This is a genomic window from Ancylobacter sp. FA202, assembly GCF_000380205.1.
Classification (GTDB): Bacteria; Pseudomonadota; Alphaproteobacteria; order Rhizobiales; family Xanthobacteraceae; genus Ancylobacter.
In genome coordinates this window covers 2,702,694-2,725,111 of record NZ_KB904818.1, presented here as the reverse complement: position 1 = coordinate 2,725,111, position 22,418 = coordinate 2,702,694, and the positions used below count along the sequence as shown (strand labels likewise).

At 67.9% G+C, this 22,418-nt stretch carries 19 protein-coding genes and 1 tRNA gene; 13 read left to right on the top strand and 7 right to left on the bottom strand.

Annotation, left to right across the window (positions count from 1 at the left end):
• The first annotated feature begins 53 nt into the window (after positions 1–53).
• Positions 54–1,055, top strand: a complete 1,002-nt coding sequence (locus A3M1_RS0112325; RefSeq protein ID WP_018389279.1) for a D-glycerate dehydrogenase — start codon at positions 54–56, stop codon at positions 1,053–1,055.
• Between the two features lie 248 nt (positions 1,056–1,303).
• On the opposite strand, the gene A3M1_RS26895 is transcribed toward A3M1_RS0112325, so the two are convergent.
• Positions 1,304–2,119 (bottom strand): hypothetical protein, encoded by an 816-nt coding sequence (locus A3M1_RS26895; RefSeq protein WP_245261658.1) that lies wholly within the window; start codon positions 2,117–2,119, stop codon positions 1,304–1,306.
• Between the two features lie 26 nt (positions 2,120–2,145).
• Here A3M1_RS26895 and A3M1_RS0112315 point away from each other — a divergent pair, with 26 nt between their 5' ends.
• Complete coding sequence (locus A3M1_RS0112315; protein WP_245261657.1) at positions 2,146–2,910, top strand: hypothetical protein; 765 nt, start codon at positions 2,146–2,148, stop codon at positions 2,908–2,910.
• Between the two features lie 357 nt (positions 2,911–3,267).
• Here the strand turns inward: A3M1_RS0112315 and A3M1_RS0112310 are convergent, their stop codons facing one another.
• Positions 3,268–4,116, bottom strand: a complete 849-nt coding sequence (locus A3M1_RS0112310; RefSeq protein WP_198291132.1) for a molybdopterin-synthase adenylyltransferase MoeB — start codon at positions 4,114–4,116, stop codon at positions 3,268–3,270.
• A gap of 93 nt (positions 4,117–4,209) precedes the next feature.
• Here A3M1_RS0112310 and A3M1_RS0112305 point away from each other — a divergent pair, with 93 nt between their 5' ends.
• Entirely contained in the window at positions 4,210–5,433 is a 1,224-nt protein-coding gene (locus A3M1_RS0112305; RefSeq protein WP_018389275.1) for a hypothetical protein, read from the top strand.
• 112 nt (positions 5,434–5,545) lie between these two features.
• Entirely contained in the window at positions 5,546–7,231 is a 1,686-nt protein-coding gene (locus A3M1_RS0112300; RefSeq protein WP_018389274.1) for an alpha-keto acid decarboxylase family protein, read from the top strand.
• Between the two features lie 211 nt (positions 7,232–7,442).
• Here A3M1_RS0112300 and A3M1_RS0112295 read toward each other — a convergent pair whose 3' ends face one another.
• The gene (locus A3M1_RS0112295) at positions 7,443–7,976 is read right to left on the bottom strand and encodes a hypothetical protein (protein ID WP_018389273.1); all 534 of its coding nucleotides are present in this window, start codon (positions 7,974–7,976) and stop codon (positions 7,443–7,445) included.
• A 128-nt stretch (positions 7,977–8,104) separates the two neighbouring features.
• Positions 8,105–8,470 (bottom strand): type I restriction-modification enzyme R subunit C-terminal domain-containing protein, encoded by a 366-nt coding sequence (locus A3M1_RS0112290; RefSeq protein WP_157626321.1) that lies wholly within the window; start codon positions 8,468–8,470, stop codon positions 8,105–8,107.
• Positions 8,471–8,625: 155 nt separating this feature from the next.
• Between A3M1_RS0112290 and A3M1_RS0112285 the strand changes: the two genes are divergently transcribed.
• Positions 8,626–8,702: transfer RNA gene (locus A3M1_RS0112285), tRNA-Arg, on the top strand.
• A 159-nt stretch (positions 8,703–8,861) separates the two neighbouring features.
• Here A3M1_RS0112285 and A3M1_RS0112280 read toward each other — a convergent pair.
• Both A3M1_RS0112280 and A3M1_RS0112275 read right to left on the bottom strand, forming a co-directional pair.
• Positions 8,862–9,641: an SDR family oxidoreductase gene (locus A3M1_RS0112280; RefSeq protein WP_018389271.1), complete on the bottom strand. Its 780-nt coding sequence runs from the start codon at positions 9,639–9,641 to the stop codon at positions 8,862–8,864.
• Positions 9,641–9,961, bottom strand: coding sequence for a nuclear transport factor 2 family protein (locus A3M1_RS0112275; protein WP_018389270.1), 321 nt, complete (start codon positions 9,959–9,961; stop codon positions 9,641–9,643). The genes A3M1_RS0112280 and A3M1_RS0112275 overlap by 1 nt, the downstream gene beginning before the upstream one ends.
• Positions 9,962–10,063: 102 nt before the next feature.
• Here A3M1_RS0112275 and A3M1_RS0112270 point away from each other — a divergent pair, with 102 nt between their 5' ends.
• The 5 genes from A3M1_RS0112270 (at position 10,064) to A3M1_RS0112250 (ending at position 17,759) form a co-directional block, all read left to right on the top strand.
• A complete protein-coding gene (locus A3M1_RS0112270; RefSeq protein WP_018389269.1) occupies positions 10,064–10,981 on the top strand; it encodes a LysR family transcriptional regulator in 918 nt (305 codons plus the stop codon).
• Positions 10,982–11,126: 145 nt separating this feature from the next.
• Positions 11,127–11,729, top strand: a complete 603-nt coding sequence (locus A3M1_RS0112265) for a helix-turn-helix domain-containing protein (protein WP_018389268.1) — start codon at positions 11,127–11,129, stop codon at positions 11,727–11,729.
• A 200-nt stretch (positions 11,730–11,929) separates the two neighbouring features.
• Positions 11,930–13,684, top strand: coding sequence for a type I secretion system permease/ATPase (locus A3M1_RS0112260; protein ID WP_245261656.1), 1,755 nt, complete (start codon positions 11,930–11,932; stop codon positions 13,682–13,684).
• Positions 13,681–15,213: an HlyD family type I secretion periplasmic adaptor subunit gene (locus A3M1_RS0112255; RefSeq protein WP_018389266.1), complete on the top strand. Its 1,533-nt coding sequence runs from the start codon at positions 13,681–13,683 to the stop codon at positions 15,211–15,213. Before A3M1_RS0112260 ends, A3M1_RS0112255 begins: the two co-directional genes overlap by 4 nt.
• Positions 15,214–15,500: 287 nt before the next feature.
• Positions 15,501–17,759, top strand: a complete 2,259-nt coding sequence (locus tag A3M1_RS0112250) for a fibronectin type III domain-containing protein (protein WP_018389265.1) — start codon at positions 15,501–15,503, stop codon at positions 17,757–17,759.
• 63 nt (positions 17,760–17,822) lie between these two features.
• On the opposite strand, the gene A3M1_RS0112245 is transcribed toward A3M1_RS0112250, so the two are convergent.
• The gene (locus tag A3M1_RS0112245; RefSeq protein ID WP_018389264.1) at positions 17,823–18,674 is read right to left on the bottom strand and encodes an alpha/beta hydrolase; all 852 of its coding nucleotides are present in this window, start codon (positions 18,672–18,674) and stop codon (positions 17,823–17,825) included.
• Positions 18,675–19,215: 541 nt separating this feature from the next.
• On the opposite strand from A3M1_RS0112245, the gene A3M1_RS0112235 reads away from it, so the two are divergent.
• From A3M1_RS0112235 to A3M1_RS0112225, 3 genes are read left to right on the top strand one after another with little or no spacing between them, the layout of a single operon-like run.
• Positions 19,216–19,809, top strand: coding sequence for a GntR family transcriptional regulator (locus A3M1_RS0112235; protein WP_245261880.1), 594 nt, complete (start codon positions 19,216–19,218; stop codon positions 19,807–19,809).
• The gene (locus A3M1_RS0112230) at positions 19,806–21,365 is read left to right on the top strand and encodes a sugar ABC transporter ATP-binding protein (RefSeq protein ID WP_018389261.1); all 1,560 of its coding nucleotides are present in this window, start codon (positions 19,806–19,808) and stop codon (positions 21,363–21,365) included. The genes A3M1_RS0112235 and A3M1_RS0112230 overlap by 4 nt, the downstream gene beginning before the upstream one ends.
• Positions 21,358–22,350, top strand: coding sequence for an ABC transporter permease (locus A3M1_RS0112225; RefSeq protein ID WP_018389260.1), 993 nt, complete (start codon positions 21,358–21,360; stop codon positions 22,348–22,350). The genes A3M1_RS0112230 and A3M1_RS0112225 overlap by 8 nt, the downstream gene beginning before the upstream one ends.
• Positions 22,351–22,418: the final 68 nt, after the last annotated feature.

Genomic DNA, 22,418 nt, shown 5'->3' with positions numbered 1-22,418 from the left:
CCCGTAGCGTTAACGGGAGCTTGACCGCCACGGTGATTTGTACGGGGAGCAACATGGCCCGCAGGAAGCCGCTGGTCGTCGTGACGCGAAAGCTGCCCGACAAGATCGAAACCCGCATGCGCGAGCTGTTCGACGCGCGGCTCAATGTCGACGACGTGCCGATGAGCCAAGCCGACCTTTGCGAGGCGATGGCCACGGCCGATGTGCTGGTGCCGGCCATCTGCGACCGCATCGACACCAAGGTGATCGAGGCCGCCGGTCCGAACCTCAAGCTGATCGCCAATTTCGGCAATGGCGTCGACCATATCGACGTCACCGCCGCGACGGCACGCGGCATCACCATTACCAACACGCCCGGCGTCCTCACCGAGGACACCGCCGACATGACCATGGCGCTGATTCTCGCCGTGCCACGCCGGCTCACCGAGGGCGCGGCGCTGATCACCAGCGATGACGGCGCCTGGCCCGGCTGGTCGCCGACCTGGATGCTCGGCCACCGCATCTGGGGCAAGCGGCTCGGCATCATCGGCATGGGCCGCATCGGCCAGGCGGTGGCGCGCCGCGCCCGCGCCTTCGGCCTGCAGATCCATTATCACAACCGCCGTCCCCTGCCCGCCCAGATCGAGGAAGATCTGGAAGCCACCTATTGGGACAGCCTCGACCAGATGCTGGCGCGGATGGACATTCTCTCCATCAACTGCCCGCACACGCCGGCCACCTTCCATCTGCTCTCCGCCCGCCGGCTGAAGCTGGTGCGAAAGGACGCCTATATCGTCAATACCGCGCGCGGCGAGGTGATCGACGAGCACGCGCTGATCCGCATGATCGAGCATGGCGAGATCGCCGGCGCCGGCCTCGACGTGTTCGAGCGCGAGCCCGCGGTGAGCCCGAAGCTGCTCAAGCTCGCCCGCGCCGGCAAGGTGGTGCTGCTGCCGCATATGGGCTCGGCCACAGTGGAGGCCCGCGTCGACACCGGCGAGAAGGTGATCGTCAACATCAAGGCCTTCATGGACGGCCACCGCCCGCCCGACCGGGTGCTGCCCTCAATGCTGTAGGGCGGGGCGGGGGGCGGGCGCCTGCGCGCTTCAAGGCGCGCTGCGCGCGCATCTCAACATGACGGGCGCCTTATGTCCGGCGGCAGGACCCACGCACGATGACAATCGGAGCGCCGGGCCTGCGGGCTCATTGGAGTGGATCGGTCGAGCCCAGTACCAGCGCGAGGCGGATTGGCTGGAGTGGGTTCGCTCCCGTGGGGTGGGCCCGATTCTCGATGAGAAACGCGCCCCGCTGCCTGTTCAGTGCTTCATGGCGCATTCTCGTTGACGCAATCGGTCAGGCGAATAATCGCCTTTTGCGTGTCGCGGAGATTCCACTGGAGCTCGCGATTGCCGATCCAGACTTCGATCGAGCGGGCCGTCTCGAAAAGCTGGGACATGTCCCAGCTCATCACCGTCCAGGCGCGTTCGCGGTCGGATGCGAAGCGGAAATATTCCGGCTGGTTGCCATTGAAGCCGATGGTCCCATCGTTGCCGTTCCTGTGGCCCAGCGCCGGGACCGAGAGGCTGAAATCCGGCCCCTTGCCGTTATGGGCGACCCGCAGCACCTTGCCGTTCTGGTTGGTCTCGATGATGCAGCGGTTGAAATTGTTGTCTTTGTTGCGGTTCAGAATGACGCGCCAGATCCCGATATTGGCAAGGACGCGCTCACTCGCCAGGGCGGGAACGGTCGCCAAATGAAGACCGACTGCTGCGACGGCCAGCACCGAAAGGGCAGGTCTGATCATGATGTCTCTCGCATGGATGGCGCGCGGGCGAAAAGGCTGGCGGTTCAGAAAGCTACATACCTCTAGGACTATCAAGATACCGTTGAGCGGTCCCTGGTCAAGCGGTTCTCTGTTGTCCAGGGCCTTGCCGGCGCTGCGAATGCAGCCGCTCTGCGGGAGGCGCCGTCCTCCGTCGACATCCGCCTTGCATTTCCGGCAGAACGACTCTTGAACGGTATCAGGGAACGTGCAGAATGCGGCGCGCAGTACCCCGCAGCCAGAGCTATCGACACAGCTGACCCCTCGGTCGGAACGTCTGTCGATGCCCAAGCCGCGTTGGATTGCCCGCCCCTGCACGCTTCCTCCCTTTGCACGGTCACGCCATGGACACCCGCCTGGTCAGAATCCTTATTGCTATGGTTGCACTTGTGGCCGCCTGCGGGTCCGCGCGGGCGCAAAGCGAGCTTCTCTACAAATGCGGCGGCGATCTCGGCTTCGTCGTCGAGACGAACCCCGAATCCAGCAGTGGCAACTTCCATGGCGCCTTCAGTGCGCCCCTCGTGCCCGACGGCAACGGGGCCTGGGTCAACCCCGGGCGCGAACTGCAGTTTTGGCCGGAAGGCGAGGGTCCGAAACTTTTCATCGGCTCCGAGCAGTTCAGCTGCGAGCCCGTCGCCGATGAACCCGGCATGAATGCCGGCGGCGAGCCGGCCGACAGCGCGGCGCAGAACACTGCCGACCTCGAAATGTTGCCCTATGGCAGCACCCGTGGATGGGAGGTCGTTTCCCTGAGGGCGGGGTCGGACTTCGTCGGCTGCGCCGGGTCGATCAACCTTCCCGCCGGCTTCTTGATCCTTCAGAAAAAGACGCATGGTTGGGAACTGCGTGTCCCCGCCGACCAGACGGAAGGGTTTGAGGGCGGCGTCATCACGCTCGACGGGCGCCGCGTGGATGCCCAGTTCGGCTTTACCCCCGAAGGCGCGGGTGAGGCGGGGCTGGACGACGCCTTTGTCGCTGCCCTGAGGAACGGCAAGTTGCTGACCACCAAGATCAACGGCTCCCGGCCGGTCAAATGGCCGCTCAGCGGGTCGGCGGCGGTGGTGACCAAGATCGAGGAGTGCTTCAGCCGGCAGGGCCGTGTGCGCTGACAGTCATCGGCCCGGCAGGCAAATGACTGCCCTAACGACGGCCCTCCGGCGAACCGCCAATGGCTGAGCCGGATGATGGCCGGCGCGTTGGGCGCCTCGCGGCCCGACGGCAGCCTAATGGGCGGACTCGCAGAAGTGCGGCCGTCTGGCCTGCAGCCGGTTCTGCGGACACCAGGTTCAGCTAATTGAGCTCGCTCCTCGAACGCGATCGGGCGCTGATTGCTCCGCGTTGAGTGCCTGCGTCGGGATTGTGGAACCTCATGCCGCTTCCCTCGCGAAGAGGGATGCGATCCCGGCTCTCGCTTCGCTCGGCCGGGATGACGCCCCCCCCCTCCACGCCATGCGGAGAGTGGCGCTTCAGCGCATATGCCCCGACAGATCCTTGATCGTCGGGTTCTCCCCGGTCAGCGGGTTGTCCGGGTCCCAGCCATAGCTCAGCGTCTCGAAGCGCATGGTGAGGGTGTCGATCATCAGCAGCCGCCCGACCAGCCCCTCGCCGAAGCCAGCCACGGCGCGCACCGCCTCCAGCGCCACCAGCGTGCCGGCGACCCCGGCCACCGCGCCGAGAATGCCGGCCTCGGCGCAGCTCGGCACCGTGCCGGCCGGGGGCGGCTCCGGGAACAGGCAGCGATAGGTCGGGTTCGGCGTGCCGTCCGGCCCCTGCTCATGCGGGCGCAGCGTCGTCACCGTGGCATCAAAACGCCCCAGCGCCGCCGAGACCAGCGGCACCCCGGCCAGCGCGCAGGCATCCGAGACCAGATAGCGGGTGGAAAAATTGTCCGAGCCGTCGATCACCACATCCGCCTGCGCCACCAGCTCCAGCGCATTGCCGGCGGTGAGCCGGGCGTTGATGCCTTCAAACGCCACATGCGGGTTGAGCGCGGCGATGAACTCGCCCGCGCTCTCGGTCTTGCGCCGGCCGATGGCGGCGGTGGTGTGGATGATCTGCCGCTGCAAATTCGACAGCGACACCTCGTCATCGTCGATGACGGTGAGATGGCCGACGCCGGCGGCGGCGAGATACATCAGCGCCGGCGCGCCGAGCCCGCCCGCGCCCACGACCAGCATCCGCGCCTTTTTCAGCTTCTGCTGGCCCGGCCCGCCGATTTCACTGAGCACGAGATGGCGGGCATAGCGCTCCACTTCCTCAGGGGAGAACAGCGGCGCGCGGCGGGGCGCTGGGGGGCTGGCGGGGGTGTCTGTCATGGCTGAGCTATATAACAACCCGCCGCCCGCCCGCCACACTCTGCGTGGCGAGGCCGCATTGGCCGCGTGGCGATTAGCGGCTATCTCCGTGGCATGACTGGGGATCACGCAACGCTCTTCGCCGCCGCCGCGCGCCATGGCGACACGCTCGCCCGCCAGCGCCTCGTGCTCTATGCCGGCGCCAACCTGCCCTCGCCCGAGGTGATCGCCGCCTATGCCCCGGGCCTTGGTGCCATGCCCTCCATGGGGCCGAGCTTCGACAAGGAGCAGCCGGGCACGGAACTGGTCTCGCGGTTCGAGGTCGCGGTGCGGCAGGAAGCCTGCGCCCTCTTCCGCGCCGGCTGGGCCGAACCGCGCCTGCCGAGCGCGACCCTGTGCAATCTCGCCGTGTTCCATGCCTTCGCCCGGCCGGGCGACCTCATGCTGGCGCCTGACAAGGCGCAGGGCGGACATCTGAGCCAGCGGCGCGGCGGCACGCCTGACCTCGCCGGGCTCGTCTGCGAGGAACTGCCTTTCGACGCCGCCGGCCTCTGCCTCGATGCGACAGGCGCCGCGCGGATGGTGGAAGAGCGGCGGCCCCGCCTCGTCATGCTCGGGCGCAGCGTGATGGTCGGAGCGGACGACATCGCCCCGGTGGTCGCCGCCGCCCGCGCGGTGGGGGCGACGACGGTGTTCGACGCCTCGCATGTCGCCGGGCTGATTGCCGGCGGCACCTATCCCAACCCGCTGGATGCCGGCGTCGATGTGCTTGTCACCTCGACCTACAAGACCCTCCCCGGCCTGCCCCATGGGCTCATCCTCGGCCGCGACCCGGCGCAGGGCGAGGCGCTGGCGCGGCTGCTCGATGCGCGCTTTCTCGCCAATTATAACGCCGCCCTGCTGCCGCCGCTGCTGCGCCTGCTCACCGACATGCGCACCGGGGCGGCTGATTATGCTGGGCGCGTGGTGGCCAATACGGCCGCTCTGGCCAGTGCCTGCCGCGCGCGCGGCCTGCCGGTGATCGCGCCCGAAGCGGGCCATACGCACCAGATGCTGATCCCGATCGCAGCGGAGGCTGCGCCGCGCCCGCTCGTCGCCTCGCTGGCGGAAAGCGGCGTGATCCTCGGCCTCTGCCCCGACATCACCCGGCCGGGGGGAGCCGCGCTGCGGGTCGGCACGCAGTTTGTCGCGACGCTGGGGCTTCTCGCCCCCGCTATGGAGGCCGTCGCCGACATCCTCGCCGGCCTGCTGGCGGGCGAGGATGGTGTCGGCCTGCGCCCCGACGCGGCGCCGGGCACCCTGGCGCGGATCGCCGCCCTGCTCGCCGGGCAGGCGTGAGGGCGCCACGAGGGCGCCACGAGGGCGCGCGCGGCGTTCATTCGAGATACCGGCGGGCCGGGTATGCTGCTAGGTTCCGATAACCTTCCTCAAGGCAATCACCGAGCGCAACATGACGTACACCGTAGGTAGCTATCTTGCCGCCCGTCTCGCCCAGATCGGGCTCAAGCACCATTTCGCCGTGGCCGGCGACTTCAATCTGGCGCTGCTCGACCAATTGCTGACCAATGAGGAAACCGAGCAGGTCTATTGCTGCAACGAGCTCAATTGCGGCTATGCCGCCGAGGGTTATGCCCGGGCCAATGGCGCGGCGGCGGCTGTCGTCACCTTCAGCGTCGGCGGCCTGTCGATCATCAATGCCATTGCCGGCGCCAATGCGGAAAACCTGCCGGTCATCCTGATCTCAGGCGCGCCCAACACCAATGACCGCGCCACCGACCACCTGCTGCACCACACGATGGCGACGTCCGATCTCTCCTACCAGCTGGACATCGCCGCCCGGATCACCTGCTGCGCGGTGGCGATCACCTCGCCGGACAAGGCGCCCTCCCAGATCGATCGGGCGATCCGCGCCGCGCTGCGCGAAAGCAAGCCGGCCTATATCGAGATCGCCTGCAACATTGCCGGCGCCCCCTGCGCCGCGCCCGGGCCGGTGAGCAGCCTTCTCGCCCAAGCGCCCAGCGATGCCGACACGCTTGAGGCGGCAGTGAGCGCGGCGGCGGACTTCATCAAGGCGCGCAAGAAGCCACTCATCCTCATCGGCTCCAAGCTGCGCGCGGCCAAGGCCGAGCCCGCGGCGCAGGCGCTGGCGCAGGCGCTGGGCTGCCCGGTGGCTGTCATGGCGGCGGCCAAGAGCTTCTTCCCCGAGACGCACCCGCAATTCGCCGGGATCTATTGGGGTGAGGTCTCCTCGCCAACCACGCGCGAGATCGTCGACTGGTCGGATGGGCTGATCTGCATCGGCACGCTGTTCAACGACTATTCCACGGTCGGCTGGACCTCGAACCCGGCCGGGGCGAACGTGCTCACCCTCGACATCGACCATGTCAGCCTTGCCGGGCATGATTTCAGCGGCGTGCGGCTGGCCGAGGTGCTGGACGGCCTGGCGACGCGGGTGGAGGCTAACCCCACCGCCCTGAACGAGCTGCACCGGCTGCGCGCCGCGCCGGCCGCCGTGCCGGAGGCGCCGCCGGAGGCCAAGCTCTCGCGCACCGAGATGATGCGCCAGATCCAGGGGCTGCTGACCGGCGACAGCACGGTGCTCGTCGAGACCGGCGATTCCTGGTTCAACGGCATGAACCTCGCTCTGCCCGAGGGCGCGCGCTTCGAGATCGAGATGCAATGGGGCTCGATCGGCTGGGCGGTGCCGGCTACCTTCGGCTATGCGGTGGGGGCGCCCGGACGGCAGGTGATCGCGATGATCGGCGACGGCTCGTTCCAGCTGACCGCGCAGGAAGTGGCGCAGATGATCCGGCGCAAGCTGCCGATCCTCATCTTCCTCATCAATAATCGCGGCTACACGATCGAGGTCGAAATTCACGACGGCCCGTATAACAACATCAAGAACTGGGACTATGCCGGACTGATCAACGTCTTCAACGCCGAGGACGGCGAAGGGCTCGGCCTGCGCGCCGGCACGGGCGGCGAACTCGCCGAGGCGATCACCCGCGCGCGCGGCAATGCCAATGGCCCGACCCTGATCGAATGCGCGCTCGACCGCGACGACTGCTCGCCCAACCTCATTTCCTGGGGACGCCGCGTCGCCACCGCCAATGCCCGCCCGCCGCAGCCGAAGTGACGCGGGCCGTGCCGGCACGGCCCTCATGCGGGGCCTGCCAGCACGGTTCGGTGCGCCCGACGAACGGCCGCTCGCCCCCGGCTGCCGGGGGCGGCGGCAGCGACGCCACGGGGAGTGACAGGCCCGCCCGAGCAATGCCGCGACCTTAGGGCGACGACGGCGCAACGGGCCCCGATGTGCCGACGGCTTTGAAGTCCGGGCGTGGAGAGATCTACGACCCGTCTTGCTCTCGGATCCATTTTTCCACGGCGCGGACCATTCTCACGTCGCGGAGCCGGCTATCCTGATTCAAGGCGAGAGCGAGGGAAGGATTGAGCTTCTTGAAGCCCATCTCGGCCATCACGTCGCCGAGCTTGAGGCCTCGCCTGGCCATCAGTTGCTGGATGCGGGCCTTCGCCCAGGGCATCACATGGCCGAGCGAATCCACAGCCGCCGCCGAGGATGTGCCCGGCGCGGTCGGGGGCGCGGTCGGGGGCGCGGTCGACGGTGCGACAGACATCGCTGCCGCCCCGCGTAGCCTGGCGTATTCCAGCTTCAGCCATTGCATGAACGCCGCCTGCTCGGCTCTGGACGATTTGCGCCAGGCATTCTTGAGCTCGTGCAGCCGGGTTCGCTCCGACCGCAAGCCGGCGGCGACGAAGGCCTCACGCTCGGACGCATATTTGCCGTCCTTCAAGTCCTGGAAGATGGTGGGATGCTCGGTTTCGAGCCGCCTTCGATAGTAGGCATTGTCGCGCTTCGCCATCGCTCATCCGCCGTCAACATGCGCTCGGTTGAGCTGGGGCGCTCTCCGGCAGCATCCGAGATGCCGTAGACGCATCCACACTGCAAGCGGCGCGTTGACGCCCTCGCGCGCCCCTTCGCGGCTGCCGCCTAACCCCCAGCGCTGGCCTTCACCTCGTTGATGATCGAGACGAGCTTTTGGGCTCTGGAGAGCGTGAAAACCTGCTCCGGGCCGCTCGGCGCTATGTCCGTGAAGGGGCTCTCGTAGAGAAGCCCAGGGGGCCTGGAGCCATTTACGGTGAGGTGATCGATGACCATGTCCACGAACTCGATCTGCTGCGCGCTGGCGGCCGCGTCGCCGAGGAACGCGCTGAACAGCTCGGCAACGGCGCGACGGTCCAGCCCTATGAGCGGAAGCAGGAAACCGCCGAAGCCTGTCGCCGTGAACGCGCCGCCTTGATGTGCCGGCTTTCCGCTACAGCGTTCCGGAGGACGGCCTGTTGCGATAAGCGGCACACCTACGGCACCCCGCACGACCCGAACCTGCGACCTCTGCCGACGGCGGCGGCGCGCGATCCACCCCACCTTCCGACGAAAGGCCGCGCGCACCCGGTTGCCGGGGGGCCATGGTTCGATTATGAAGACGCGGCACAGGCGCCTCGCGCGCCTCGGCACCCGTAGCTCAGCTGGATAGAGCGCTGCCCTCCGAAGGCAGAGGTCGCACGTTCGAATCGTGCCGGGTGCGCCATTTCGGTACAAAACTGCGAACGCCGTTCGCCGCCGCTCCTACGCTTGATGCGGCCGCAAGAGTGCGCATTGGATCGACTTAACTCCCATCAGCCGACTCTCCGACCGGCTCACCACCGCGACGCGCTCGCAGGTGACATCACACTGTGGGACTGGAAACCTAGGCGGTGGGAACCGTGCCGCCGTCTATGATGTACTCGGTGCCGGTGATCGACGCCGCGCGGTCGGAGGCGAGAAAGGCGATGAGGCTGGCGACTTCGTCCGGCTTGGCCGGGCGGCCGAGCGGAATGCCGCCCAGGCCGTCCATGATGATCCTCTTCCCGCCCTCATAGTCCGTGCCGGCCTGGTCGGCCAGGCGCTGGACGAGCCGTTCGGCGGCTTCCGTCTCGATCCAGCCGGGGGCGACGCGCACCACGCGCACGCCCTCCGGCGATACTTCCTTCGACAGCGCCTTGCTGTAGGTCGAGAGCGCGGCCTTGGCGGCGGCATAGGCCGTCGTCGATTCCGGGAGCGGCAATACGCGCTGGATCGACGAGACATGGATGACGACGCCGCTTCCGCGCTCGACCATGCCGGGCACGAGTTGCCGATCCAGCCGGACGGCGGGCATCAGGTTGAGGTCGAGCTCCTGCTGCCACAGGGCGTCGGTCAACGCCGCGAAGCCACCCCCCGGTGCCGAGGAGCCGCCGAGCATGTGGACGATGATGTCCACGCCGCCCAGGCGCCGGTGGGTCTCTTCGGCCACGCGCGCGCAACCTTCCCCAGTGGTCAGGTCCGCCGCGACGAAGTGTTCCTCGGGCACGCCCTCGGGGCGCGCGCGGGCCGTCGTCAGCACCTTGGCGCCGAGCGCGCGGAACAGTTCGACGGTGGCCGCGCCGGCGCCCTTGGTTCCCGCCGTGATCAGGGCGCGCTTGCCGTTCAGGTTCAGGAAATCGGTCATCATCCGATCTCCAGCGCGACGATCTTGCCCTGCGCGATCGTGAAGGCGAAATCGAGCGTGGCCGGGCTGTTGGGGAAATCGCCTGACACCAGCGCGCAGACGGACACCGTCTCGCCGCCTCCGGACATCTCGATCGGGGCGGTGACGTGGTGGGTCTTCTCCTTGGCCGCGACCCACCAGCGGCGGATCGCGGTAAGCCCCTCATGGACGGCCCCCTCATCCCGCACCACCGCGCCGACGGCAAACGCCGCCACCAGCGCATCGGCGTCGTTGCGACGCTCAGCGTCGAAATAGGCCTGCACGCTCTCCGGCATATCCATCGTTGTGCTCCTCATCGGAAAATCCTGATTTTCACAATAAGGCTCGACGATTATTCCCATAAGTGGGACAAAGCAGGATGTCGTATCGAGGATTTCGGGACAATGAACCGCGCTGGGCTGAGTGAGCTGGAGGCCATCCTCACGATCGCCCGGCGCGGGACCTTCCGCGCCGCCGCGATCGATCTCGGCATGTCGACCACCGCGCTCAGCCACGCCGTCGCCAAGCTGGAGGCGAGCCTCGGCGTCCGCCTGTTCAACCGCACCACCCGCAGCGTCGCCTTGACCGAAGCCGGCACGCTGTTCGTGGAACAGGTGGGGCCGGCGCTGCAGGACATTCACGGCGCGCTGGAGGCGGTGCGCGCGCAACGCGAGACCCTGTCCGGCACGATCCGGATCAACGCGGCGCCCTTCGCCGCGCGTGCCATTCTCTCGCCCCTGGTGCTGGAATTTGTGCGTCGCTACCCCGACATGCATGTGGACCTCGTCACCGAGGGGCGCCTGATCGACGTCGTCGCCGAGGGGTTCGACCTCGGCGTGCGTGTCGCCGGGCTGGTTCCCACCGACATGATCGCCTTGTCGCTCGGGCACCCGCAGCGGCACGCCATCGTCGGGTCGGCCGATTATTTCGCCCGGCATGAGAAGCCGCGCGTTCCCCCGGATCTGTTCCACCACCGGTGCATCCGCGTGCGTCTGCCGGATGGTTCGCTGTTCCGCTGGCGCTTCGAGAAGGACGGAGAGGCCGTCCAGATCGACGTGCAAGGCCCCCTCATTCTCGACGAAGCCAGCCTTGCCCGAACGGCGGTGCTGGAGAATATCGGCATTGGCTACTTCATGGAGCAAAGCGTTCTTGCCGAGATAGAGGCCGGCCATCTGGTCCGGGTGCTGGCAGACTGGACGCCCCCCTATCCCGGCCTCAGCCTCTATTATCCCGGCCGCCGGAATTTACCGGCGGGCGTGAAGGCCTTCCTGGCCTTGGCGCGTGAGATGGCGGGCCGCCCGGGCACCTTCTCTGCCCGTTGACGATGCCGGCCTGCACGCTTCGGCTTGGGCTAGGCTGCACAACGCATCAAGATACCGCTTAGGTTGATTGACACCCCGGAACGGGCGCCGCCATGATCTTCCAGCGGTAAAATGCTGGGCAGCTCGGGCGAGGAATGCCGAATCGATGTCGGAAGAGGATACTCATTTCGCCCAGAGGCTTCGCTCCTGGCGTCGACTGAACGGCATCAAGCAGGTCGCGCTGGCGGATATGCTCGGCGTGTCCCAGGCGGCCGTGTCGTATTGGGAAAACGGGCACGACACGCCATCCGCCGACCTCATGCGGCGGATCCGCGACCTGATCGACCGGACGGACTGCGACGAGATCCTGCTGGAGCGTGTGTTCACCGAGCGCCAGCCCGGCATCATGGCGCTCTATGATCTTGACGGCGTCCGCTTGCTGGCGGCATCGCGGGGGTATCGCGCCCTGTGGCCGGGCATGTCGCTGCTGCAGGGCAAGTCGCTGGAACGTCATCTCGTGAACGAGTCCGGCGAGCTACTGGCGAACGCGGCTCTCCGGCGGGACATCAACTCCGGCAAGCTGGCGCTGGTCAGCGGCGTGAGCGACCGACATACCGATATCATCGTCGACACTGCGGTGCGGCATGAGTGGAACACCCGTGTCCGTCGCTTTGGGTCCAAGACGCTCCTGTCCATCTCCTACGATCCCTGCCCCGAAACGGTCCCGGTGGGCATCACCGAGGTCAAGCTCTTCACCGACCTGAGGTGAGCCACGGGAGGCGCGGCGCTTATGAAATATAAGCACCTGTCATCCAGCGGCACCCTCATGGCGCCCTTGCTCCGCTTCGCCAGCGCGCGCCATAATTCTGCACGACGGGCCAAGGTGACATACATCCACGGAATGCACGCGCTCACCCCTTCCAGATGCCAATGGTCGGCCACTGCGCGGCCGCTGGCGATGGGGTGTCGATGACAGCGCGCCCTGCTGAGCCCGGGCCGCCGCGCCGTCGCCTCGGCCGCGTGGTCGGCACCGTGCTCGACGGCAGCCGGCAGGCCCTCATCGGCGTCGGGGTGTTCAGCGGCGTCACCAACCTCCTGATGCTCACCGGCCCGCTGTTCATGCTCCAGGTGTATGACCGGGTGCTGGTCAGCCGTTCCTTGCCAACCCTGTGGGTGCTGGGTCTGATTGCGACGGCGCTCTACATCGCCTTCGCGATGATCGACTATGCGAGAGGCCGGGTTCTGGCACGCCTTGGCGATCGGCTGGAAGCGCAGTTCTCCGGGCCGGCCTTTCGCAGCGAGATCGCCGATGCGTTCGCGGGGCATGCGAGCACCGGCCGGCCGACAGCGGATCTGGCCACGGTCCGCCGCTTTCTCGGCGGGCCCGCGCCGCTGGCGCTGTTCGACCTGCCCTGGGTGCCACTTTATCTGGTGGTGCTGGGGCTTCTCCACTGGTCGCTCGGGCTCATCGGCCTGCTTGGCGTCGCGGTGGTGGTGTCACTTGCCCTCCTGAACAATCACCTGACGCAGGCGCCGATGGCGCTGGCGGCGAGCGAGGCGGCGCAGGCGGGCACGATGCTGGAAGGCGCCCGCCGCTCCTCCGAGGCGGTGACGGCGCTCGGCATGCGGCCGCAGGTGGCGGGCCTGTGGGGCGGGACACTGGCCCGGGCACGGGCCACCGAACGCGACGGCGGCGACGCGGCCGCCCGCATCGCGGCGATCTCACGCGGGTTCCGCCTGTTCCTGCAGTCGGCGACGCTGGCGATCGGCGCGGTTCTGGTGATCGAGCAGGCGGCGACCGGCGGCATCATGATCGCCTCGTCGATCATGCTGGGCCGGGCTCTGGCGCCCATCGACCAAATCGTCGCCCAGTGGAAGGCCATGGCCGGCGCCCGTGCCGCCCTTGAGCGACTGGAGCGGCGGCTTGCCGATGAGGCCGATGCGGCACCGAAGATGGATCTTCCCACACCCACCGGCCATCTCTCCCTTGCCGGCGTCATGGCGGCGCCGCCAGGGCTGCGTCGCCCGGTGCTGGAAGGCATCGGCTTCCGGCTCGAACCCGGCGAGGGACTCGGCATTCTCGGGCCAAGCGCCTCGGGCAAGTCCACCCTCGCCCGCATCATCGTCGGCCTCTGGCGCCCGATGAGCGGCAGCGTGCGGCTGGACGGCGCGACGCTCGACCAGTGGGACGCCGACAGGCTCGGCCGGCATATCGGCTATCTCCCGCAGGATGTGGAACTGATCGGCGGCACCGTGCGCGACGCGATCAGCCGGCACCAGCCGGGCGCGAAGGACGAGACCATCATCCGTGCCGCTCAGGCCGCGGCGGCTCACGCCATGATCCTGGCGCTGCCCGAGGGATATATGACCCGCCTCGGGCCGGGCGGAGCGGCGCTTTCCGGTGGTCAACGCCAGCGCATCGCCCTGGCCCGGGCACTTTATGGCGACCCCTGCCTGATCGTGCTCGACGAACCGAACGCCAGTCTCGACCAGGAGGGCGATGCCGCGCTGACGGCCGCGCTGCTGGCCGCCCGCAAGCGCGGCGCCGCCGTGATCGTCATCACCCACCGCGCCAGCGGCCTTGCCGCCTGCGACCGGGCGCTGGTGCTGAAGGAGGGGCGCATCGCCGCGCTCGGTCCCAAGGAAGCGGTGCTGCGCGACCTGATGAAGCCGCCCGCCGAGGCGGTGGCAAGGGCGGCGGTTGCGACGGAGAACGCCTCGTGAGCTCCGGCCCCTCGGATGACCGCCGCGCTTTGTCGTCCGACAAGGCTTCCCCGCCGCCATCCGCAGGGCCGGAACGCGCCGAAGGGCGAAAGTTCTTCGGCCGGCGCCGACCGGCCGCCTCCGGTTCCCGCGCAACCGATGACCCGGCCGATCCAGCCGGGCATCTGCGCTTTGGTGCCCTGGTCTGCGTCAGTGTCATTCTCGGCTTCGGCCTCTGGTCGGCCCTCGCCCTGCTGCAGAGCGCGGTGGTCTCCCCGGGCATCGTGGTGACGGAAGGAAAGTCACGCGCCATCCAGCACCTGGACGGCGGCATCATCAGCGCGCTGGCCGTGCGCGATGGCGCATCGGTCAAGGCCGGCGACCTGCTGATCCGCCTCGACGCCACCCGCCATGCCGCCGAACGGGCGATTGTCGAGAACCGGCTCTATGAGGCGCTGGCCCGGCAGGCCCGCCTCAAGGCCGAGCGCGACGATGCCCCGGCGATGACGCGGCCGGCCATGCTCGATGCCATGGTGGCGGTCGACCGGCAATGGGCGAATGCCGTGCCTCCCGGGGCCGGGCCGGACCTCGCCGGCGCGGGCCTGCTCGCCGACGGTATCGCGCCCCCCGAGACCGGCGCGGAAATCGCCGACCGCGTGTTCACCGGCCAGCAGCGGCTGTTTCAGGCCCGGCGCGAGACGCTGAAGGCGCAGGTGGCCCGCCTTGAGGCCGGCATTGCCCAGAGCCGGGAGCAGATCGGCGGCCTGGAGGCCCAGCGCGCGGCGGCCCTGCGCCAGCACGTCCTCATCGGCCGGGAGCTGGAGGCGGCGCGCGCGCTCGGCGAGAGGGGGCTGATGCCGACCACACGCCTTCTGGCGCTGGAGCGCCAGCAGGCCGAGCTGGAAGGCGCCATCGCCGGGCGCATTGCCGACAAGGCCGCCATCGAGCAAGGGATCGGCCAATTGCAACTGCAGATCCTGGAGCTTGAGCGCGACACGCGGGAGAAGGTACTGACCGAGCTGCGCGAGGCGGAGGCCAATGTGCAGGAGCAGACCGAGGAGCGCATCGCCGCCATCGACAAGCTCAAGCGCACGGATATTCGTGCGCCCGTGAGCGGCCGGGTCAACGGCCTCGCGTTCCACACCCTTGGTGGCGTCATCAAGCCGGGCGACGTGGTGATGGAAATCGTGCCTGATAACGAGACCCTGATTGTGGAAGCCCGCGCGGACCCGGCATCGGTGGACCGGATTCGCGCCGGACAGCCCGCCCGTGTCCGCCTCGCCGCCTTTGACCAGCACTCCACACCGGAATTGTCCGGCACGCTGCTCGTCGTCTCGCCTGACCGCCTGGTCGATCCCCAGACCGGCACACCCTATTATGCGCTGAAGGTCGGTATTGATGCTGGCCAGCTGGCCCTGCTCGGCCCGGAACAGGTTCTGGTTCCCGGCATGCCGGCCGACGTGTTCGTCGTGACCGGCGCGCGCACGCCGCTGAGCTACCTGACAAAGCCGCTGACCGACCAGATGGCGCGGGCGTTTCGGGAAGACTGAGCCCGGCGCCACGCCCGAAATCCGGTAGCGAGGGCCGCGCGCGCAAACAACTCTTCCACGCAGAGAGACGAAGGTCGCGTATGTCGCGCGCGGCGGCGATGCCGTTATTTCGGAAATCTCCCACTTATAAAATATAACCTGCCGAAAACGGCAGGAGAGCTAACCTTTTGACATGATGCCTTGATGCGCGGGGTGCATTCAGGCGTGGGCTGCGCAACACGGGCGCCGGAATGGTGCGCTTGGGACGGCTCGACCCTGCGGGTGGTGATACTGATCAGGAGGTTTCGATGTCTTTTGTTTCCGGTACAACGACAACGATCACATGGCAGTGGGGCACCGCGACGGTGCTTGCCTTCGACCCGGCCGCCGACGTGCTCGACTTCGGCTGGTTTTCCTCGACCAATTTCACCATCTCGGAAGTCGACGGCGAGGTCGTCATCTCCATTCCTTCCAACAACCAGACCTACCGGCTGGAAGGTGTCCAGCTGTCCGATCTGACCCTCGACAACATCACCGCCCGCGACGCCTCGGCCCTTTTGGCCTGGCAGGTCGCGCTCGAGGCGGCTGGCAGCGGCGACGGCACGGATGATGGCGGCGAGCCCGGCGATACCGGCGGGGATTCCGACGGGGATTCCGACGGCGACGGCGGTTCCGATGGCGACGGCGAAGAACCGGAAGCCGGCTATGCAGCCGCCTGGTCGGCCAGCGACATCTACACCGGGGGCGACCGCGTCAGCATCGGCAATCTGGTGTATCAGGCCGGGTGGTGGACGCAGGGCGAAGACCCCTCCGCCGGCGGGTCGGTATGGACCCTTGTCGGCTACATGGACACCACGCCCGTGGTGCCGGACGCACCGGAGGACCTCTATGCCGCCGGCACTTCCGCGACGACCACCGTGCTGGTGTGGGATGCGGCCGAGGTGAACGGGGTCGGCACGGTCAGCGCCTATCAGATCTACCAGGACGGCGTGCTGATCGCGACCACCTCCTCCACCTATTACAAGGTGACGGGGCTGGAGCCCTCCACCGCCTATGCCTTCAGCATCGTCGCGATCGACGAGGCCGGGGCTTCCCAGGCCTCCGAGGTGGTGAGCGTGAGCACCGCCGTCGAGGGCACGGGCGGGGGCGACAAGACCTTCTCGCCCTATATCGACATGTCGCTGTCCAGCAGCCAGAACCTGGTCGACATCGTCGACGCCGCCGGGCTGAGCGCCGTCACCCTGGCCTTCGTCCTCTCCTCCGGTCCCGACACGCTCGGCTGGGGCGGCATCGGCACGATTGCGGCGGACACGCTGCCCAATGGCACCTCCATCCTGTCGCAGATCGAGACGCTGCAGGCGCGGGGCGTGGAAGTGACAATCTCGCTGGGCGGCGCCAACGGCCAGGAAGGGGCGCTCACCTTCTCCAGCGCCGAGGCCCTTGCCGCCGCCTATCAGGAGATCATCGACCGCTACCACGTCACCCAGCTGGACTTCGACATCGAGGGATCGGCGATCGCCAATGACGCGGCCAATGCGCTGCGCAACGAGGCGCTGGTGCTGCTGCAGGCGGCCAATCCCGAGCTGGAAATCTCGTTCACCCTGCCGGTGCTCACCGTCGGCCTGACACAGGACGGCATCGACCTGCTCACCGCGGCCATGGCGGCGGGGGTGGAGATCGCCACCGTCAACATCATGGCGATGGACTATGGCGAGTATTACGACACCGGCGACATGGGCAATGACGCCATTTCCGCCGCGCAGGCGACCCTCGCCCAGATGGAGACGATCGGCCTCGACAGCCCGCTCGTGATCACGGTGATGATCGGCATCAACGATGTCACCTCGGAAGTGTTCACGCTGGAGGATGCCGAGCAGCTCGTCGCCTTTGCCCAGGCCAATGACAGCGTCGCCGGCATCTCCATGTGGTCGCTCAGCCGCGACAACGGTTCCGCCACCGGCTATGTCTCGCCGACCGGCAGCGGCCTCGTTCAGGACAGCTATGCCTTCGCCGAGATCCTGAAGACAGTGACCGACAGCAGCGATACCGACACCGGCAATGGCGACGGTGACGGCGATACCGATGGCGGCGATACCGACACCGGAAGCGAAGATGGTGACGGCGATACCGATGACGGCGACACCGATACCGGGAACGGTGACGGCGACACCGATGGCGGCGACACCGACACCGGGAACGGCGATGGTGACGGCGACACCGGAAACGGCGATGGCGTCAGCACCACCACCGCCATCAACTGGGCCTGGGGCACCGACACCGTGCTGGCCTTCGAGCCGAGCACCGACACGCTCGATTTCGGCTGGATGTCGGCGCAGAGCTTCTCGGTTTCGGAAGTTGGCGGCTCGGTCGTCATCGACATCGCCGGCAACAACCAGAGCTACACGCTCGACGGCGTGACGCTGGCCGACATGTCGATCGACGACATCACGGCCAAGGATGCCTCGGCGCTGGCCGAATGGCAGGCCCTGCTTGATGCCGCCGATGATGCCGCTGCGCAAACAGCCGTCGTCGCCAGCGCGCTGCACGCATCGGACGGCCTCGTCTGATCCACCGACCGCGACCAAGCCGCAGGCGGCCGTGATCCGCCTGCGGCCGCAGCTTTGGTCGCATCAACTGTGGTCGCAGGCGTTCGCGGGCACGCCGGGACCGGCCGTGAGGCACTCCACGAGATGGCGTGCGGCTTGCGTGCCCGGCGTTCCAAGGTCCGCCATGATGCTCATATGGTCGGCGCCGGGAAGCGTGCGTTGACAGACGCGGCTGCCGGCGGCGATCGCCAGATGCGCGCCGAAGGCGTTCATCTGCTGGTGAAACGGTGCCGTCTCCAACTCCCCGACCAGCAGCCGGATGTTGGCGCCGGCCGTGTAGTGCCGGGCCAGCGGGCTGAAGTCGCGGATCTCCTGGTCGGTGAGGCCGATCAGCTCCCGCAGGAACGAGCCCTGCAGCGGCGCGAGATCGTAGATGCCGCTGAGCAGAACGGCGCCGGCGATCGACCCCGCCGGGGCGCTCGCATCCAACAGCAGCGCGCCGAGTTGGGCACCGGCGGAGTGGCCGCTAATGGTGAGGCGGGAAGCGTCGCCGCCATAGGCGCCGATATGCGCCGCTATCCAGTCCCGGGCCCGGCGCACCTGCGCGACGAGCGTCGCCATCCGCACGGCGGGCATCAGGGCGTAATCGACGATCACCGCGATCGCCCCCGCCCCCGTCACCGTCTCGGCGACGAAGGAGAAGTCCTCCTTGGCGAACATGCGCCAATAGCCGCCATGAATGAACATGTGCACGGCGCCGGTCGCCAGATGCGACGGCGGGAGGAACAGATCGAGGCATTCCGCCGGCGAGGGGCCATAGGCGATATCGGCATGCATCGGCAGCCGCGCCCGCGTGATGAGGCTGCGCGCGGCATAGGCGGCCACGTGGCGGTCGAAATCCGGCACGACGTCGCGGGTTCGAAAGGGATCGGCCATGGCGGCGCATCTTCACGTTCAGGAGGGAAGCGGCGAGATCGGGCGCGCCGGGCGGTTTCCGCAGGCTGAGGAGCACCGGGCCGCCCAAGTGGGCACGGGCTGTCCGCACGGGAACGCGGCGTCGCGGCCGGCGCCGGCGCGCGCGCCGTAACAGGCGCAGGACCGGCGACGCGACAGCATCGACACGCCTCCACCGGCCGGCGCGCCGGGCACAATCAGGCGGCGCAAGAGGCCGACCGCTGCCGATAGCACTGTCCCGCGTCATCCGCGCCGTTGAGATGTCAGCCAAATGCCCCTCCCATGTTTCTGGTATAATGTATTATTAGTGAGCTATTGGCCTATATAAAATCGTATAGGATATCGTATTGAGTGGTGGAGAGGATCGTGCTAGCTGTTGATCGCTGTCAAGGGGCAACGCATGCGCAGTTCCAAACCTCACGCTACTTCCCGCTACCTCGCCGAAGACGGCGGATCGACGCCGGCGGTGCATCGTGGCGCCGGACTGGCCGATGAAGTCTATGAGGCGATCTTCGCGCGTCTTATGGCGCTGAAGATTCCGCCCGGCGCGCGCATCACTGTCGATAATCTGGTGCGCGAGCTGGAAGTGTCGCAGACCCCGATCCGGGAAGCGCTGGGGCGGCTGGAGGGCGAGGGCCTCGTCGTCAAGACCCATCTGGTCGGCTACAGCGCCGCGCCGCAGATCACCCGCGCCCGCTTCGAGGAGCTGTATGATCTGCGCCTGCTGCTGGAGCCGGAAATGGCCGGCCGCGCCGCGTCATCCATGACCGAGCCGGCGCTCAAGGCGCTGACGGGCGCCGCCGGCGTCAACCTGCGCGGTGGCGGCACGGATGAGCGCGCCCGCTACCCGCAATTCGCCCGGCAGGATGCCATCTTCCACGACATGATCCTGGAAATCGGCGGCAACGGCCTGGTGCGGGAAACGCTGGCGCACCAGCACACCCATTTTCACATCTTCCGCCTGATGTTCCATGCGCTCGTGACCGAAGAGGCGCTTGACGAGCATGAGGCCCTCCTCGCGGCCTTCGCCGCCCGCGATGTCGACGCCGCACGCCATGCGATGCGCGCCCATCTCGAGCGCTCGCGCGACCGCCTCTCACCGGCCTTCGACCAATGAGCGCGGCGCACGCCCATCTCCCCGCGCTAGAGGGCGCGCCGGTGCTTCGGGCCGAGCGGCTCGGCAAGGAATTCGGCGGCGTCACGGTGCTCTCGGAGGTGACGCTGGACATCCGGCCCGGCGAAATCCACGCCATCATCGGCGAGAACGGCGCCGGCAAGTCCACGCTCATGCGCCTGCTCTCCGGCTATCTCCAGCCGAGCGACGGCGAGCTGCTGATGGATGGCGCGCCGATCCGCTTCCACACGCCGGCGCAGGCGCAGTCGGTCGGCATCGCGCTGGTGCACCAGGAGATCCTGCTCGCCGAGGCGCTGACCGTCGCCGAGAACATCTTCATCGGCCGCGAGATCGCCCGCTTCGGCCGGCTCGACGAGCGCGCCATGCGCGAGGCCGCCGCCGCACAGCTCGCCGCCATCGGCTGCAGCGTGTCGCCGCGCGCCCGGGTCGGCGACCTCTCCATCGCCAACCGGCAGCTGGTGCAGATCGCCAAGGCGCTGCTCGGCAGCCACCGCGTGGTGATCTTCGACGAGCCGACAGCCGTGCTGACCCATGAAGAGGTCGACCCGCTGCTCGACATCATCCTCGCGCTGAAGCAGCGCGGAGTCGCCATTCTCTATATCAGCCACCGGCTGGACGAGGTGGAGCGGCTGGCCGACCGTGTCACCGTGCTGCGCGACGGGCGCATGGTCGGCACCTATGAGGCTGAGGGCCTCACCCCCCAGCGCATGGCGAGCCTGATGGTCGGGCGCGAATTCGCCAGCCTCTATCCGCCGAAGCTTGAAAGAGAGCTGGGCGAGCCTGCGCTCGACATCGCCCACGCCCAGGTGCCCGGCTTCGTGAACGACGTGTCGCTCACGCTGCGCAAGGGCGAGATTCTTGGCCTTGCCGGCATGATCGGTGCCGGACGGACCGAGCTTTTCGAGGGGCTGCTCGGCCTGCGGCCGGCCAGCTTCGGCGAGGTCCGCCTGCACGGCCGGCCGGTGCATTTCCGCTCGCCGGCCGAGGCCGCGCGGGCGGGGCTCGGCTATCTCACCGAGGACCGCAAGGGCAAGGGCCTGCTGCTCGGCGAGCGCCTCGCGCCCAATCTGACGCTGGCGGCGCTGGACCGAGTGCACCCCTTTGCCGGGCTCGACCTTGCCGGCGAGGCGCAGCAGCTCGACCGGGCCGTGCGCGGCTACGATATTCGCCTGCGCAGCCGCGACGCCCGCGCCGGCCAGCTCTCCGGCGGCAACCAGCAGAAGCTGCTGCTGGCCAAGGTGATGCTGAACGACCCTACCGTCCTCGTCATCGACGAGCCGACGCGCGGCATCGACATCGCCAATAAGAGCCAGATCTACGCCTTCATCCAGTCGCTGGTGCGGGAGGGGCGCTCCTGCATCGTCATCTCCTCGGAGATGCAGGAACTGATCGGCCTGTGCGACCGCATTCTGGTCATGCGGTCCGGCCGGATCAACGGGGAACTCACCGGCGACGCCATGTCGGAGAGCAATGTCGCGCTTTACGCCACCAGCAGTGTGGCGCGTGAACGAGCCTTAGAGGAAAACGCCCATGGCTGATGTCGCCACCGCGCCGCCGCGCGCCCAGCATAACTGGTCCATCGGCTGGGGTGATGCCGGCCCCTTCCTGGCGCTCGCCGCGCTGGTGGCGATCGGCTACCTGATCAATCCCGACTTCCTGTCGGCCAACAACATCGCCAACGTCGTCACCCGCAGCGCCTTCATCGCCATCATCGCGATCGGCGCGACCTTCGTCATCTCCTCGGGCGGGCTCGATCTGTCGGTCGGCTCGATGGCCGCCTTCATCACCGGGGTGATGATCCTGTTCATGAACACGGTGGCGCCGAATGTGGGCACGGCGGCGATCCCGCTCGGCATGGCGGTGGCGCTCGTCACCGGCATCGCCTGCGGCCTGCTCAACGGCACCATCGTCACAGTGGGGCGCATCGAGCCCTTCATCGCCACGCTGGGCACGATGGGGATCTTCCGCGCCCTCATCACCTATATGACCGATGGCGGCACGGTGGCGATCGACCGCAGCCTGCGCGATGCCTATCGCCCGGTCTATTTCGGCGATGTGCTTGGTGTGCCGATCCCGATCCTCGTCTCGCTCGCCGTGGCGCTGGTCGCCGCCTATGTGCTCTACCGCACGCGCTATGGACGGCGCTGCGTGGCGGTGGGCGCCAATGAGGACGTAGCGCGCTATTCCGGCATCTCGGTCACGCGCGTGCGCATCACCGCCTATGTGATCCAGGGCGCCTGCGTCGCCATCGCCGCCATCTGCTATGTGCCCCGGCTTGGCGCGGCGACCCCGACCACCGGGCTGCTGTGGGAGCTGCAGGTGATCACCGCCGTGGTGATCGGCGGCACCGCCCTGCGCGGCGGGCGCGGGCGCGTCTGGGGCACGGTGGCCGGCGCGGTGATCCTCGAATTCATCGCCAACCTCATGGTCCTTTCCGACTTCGTCTCCGAGTACCTCGTCGCGGCGGTGCAGGGCGTGATCATCATCATCGCCATGCTGATCCAGCGGATGTCCAAGAGGTAGCGAAGAGAAGAACCGGCGCGCGCGAGGCAGCCGCGACGCGCCGGGCATCAATCAAGACTGCCGCACCT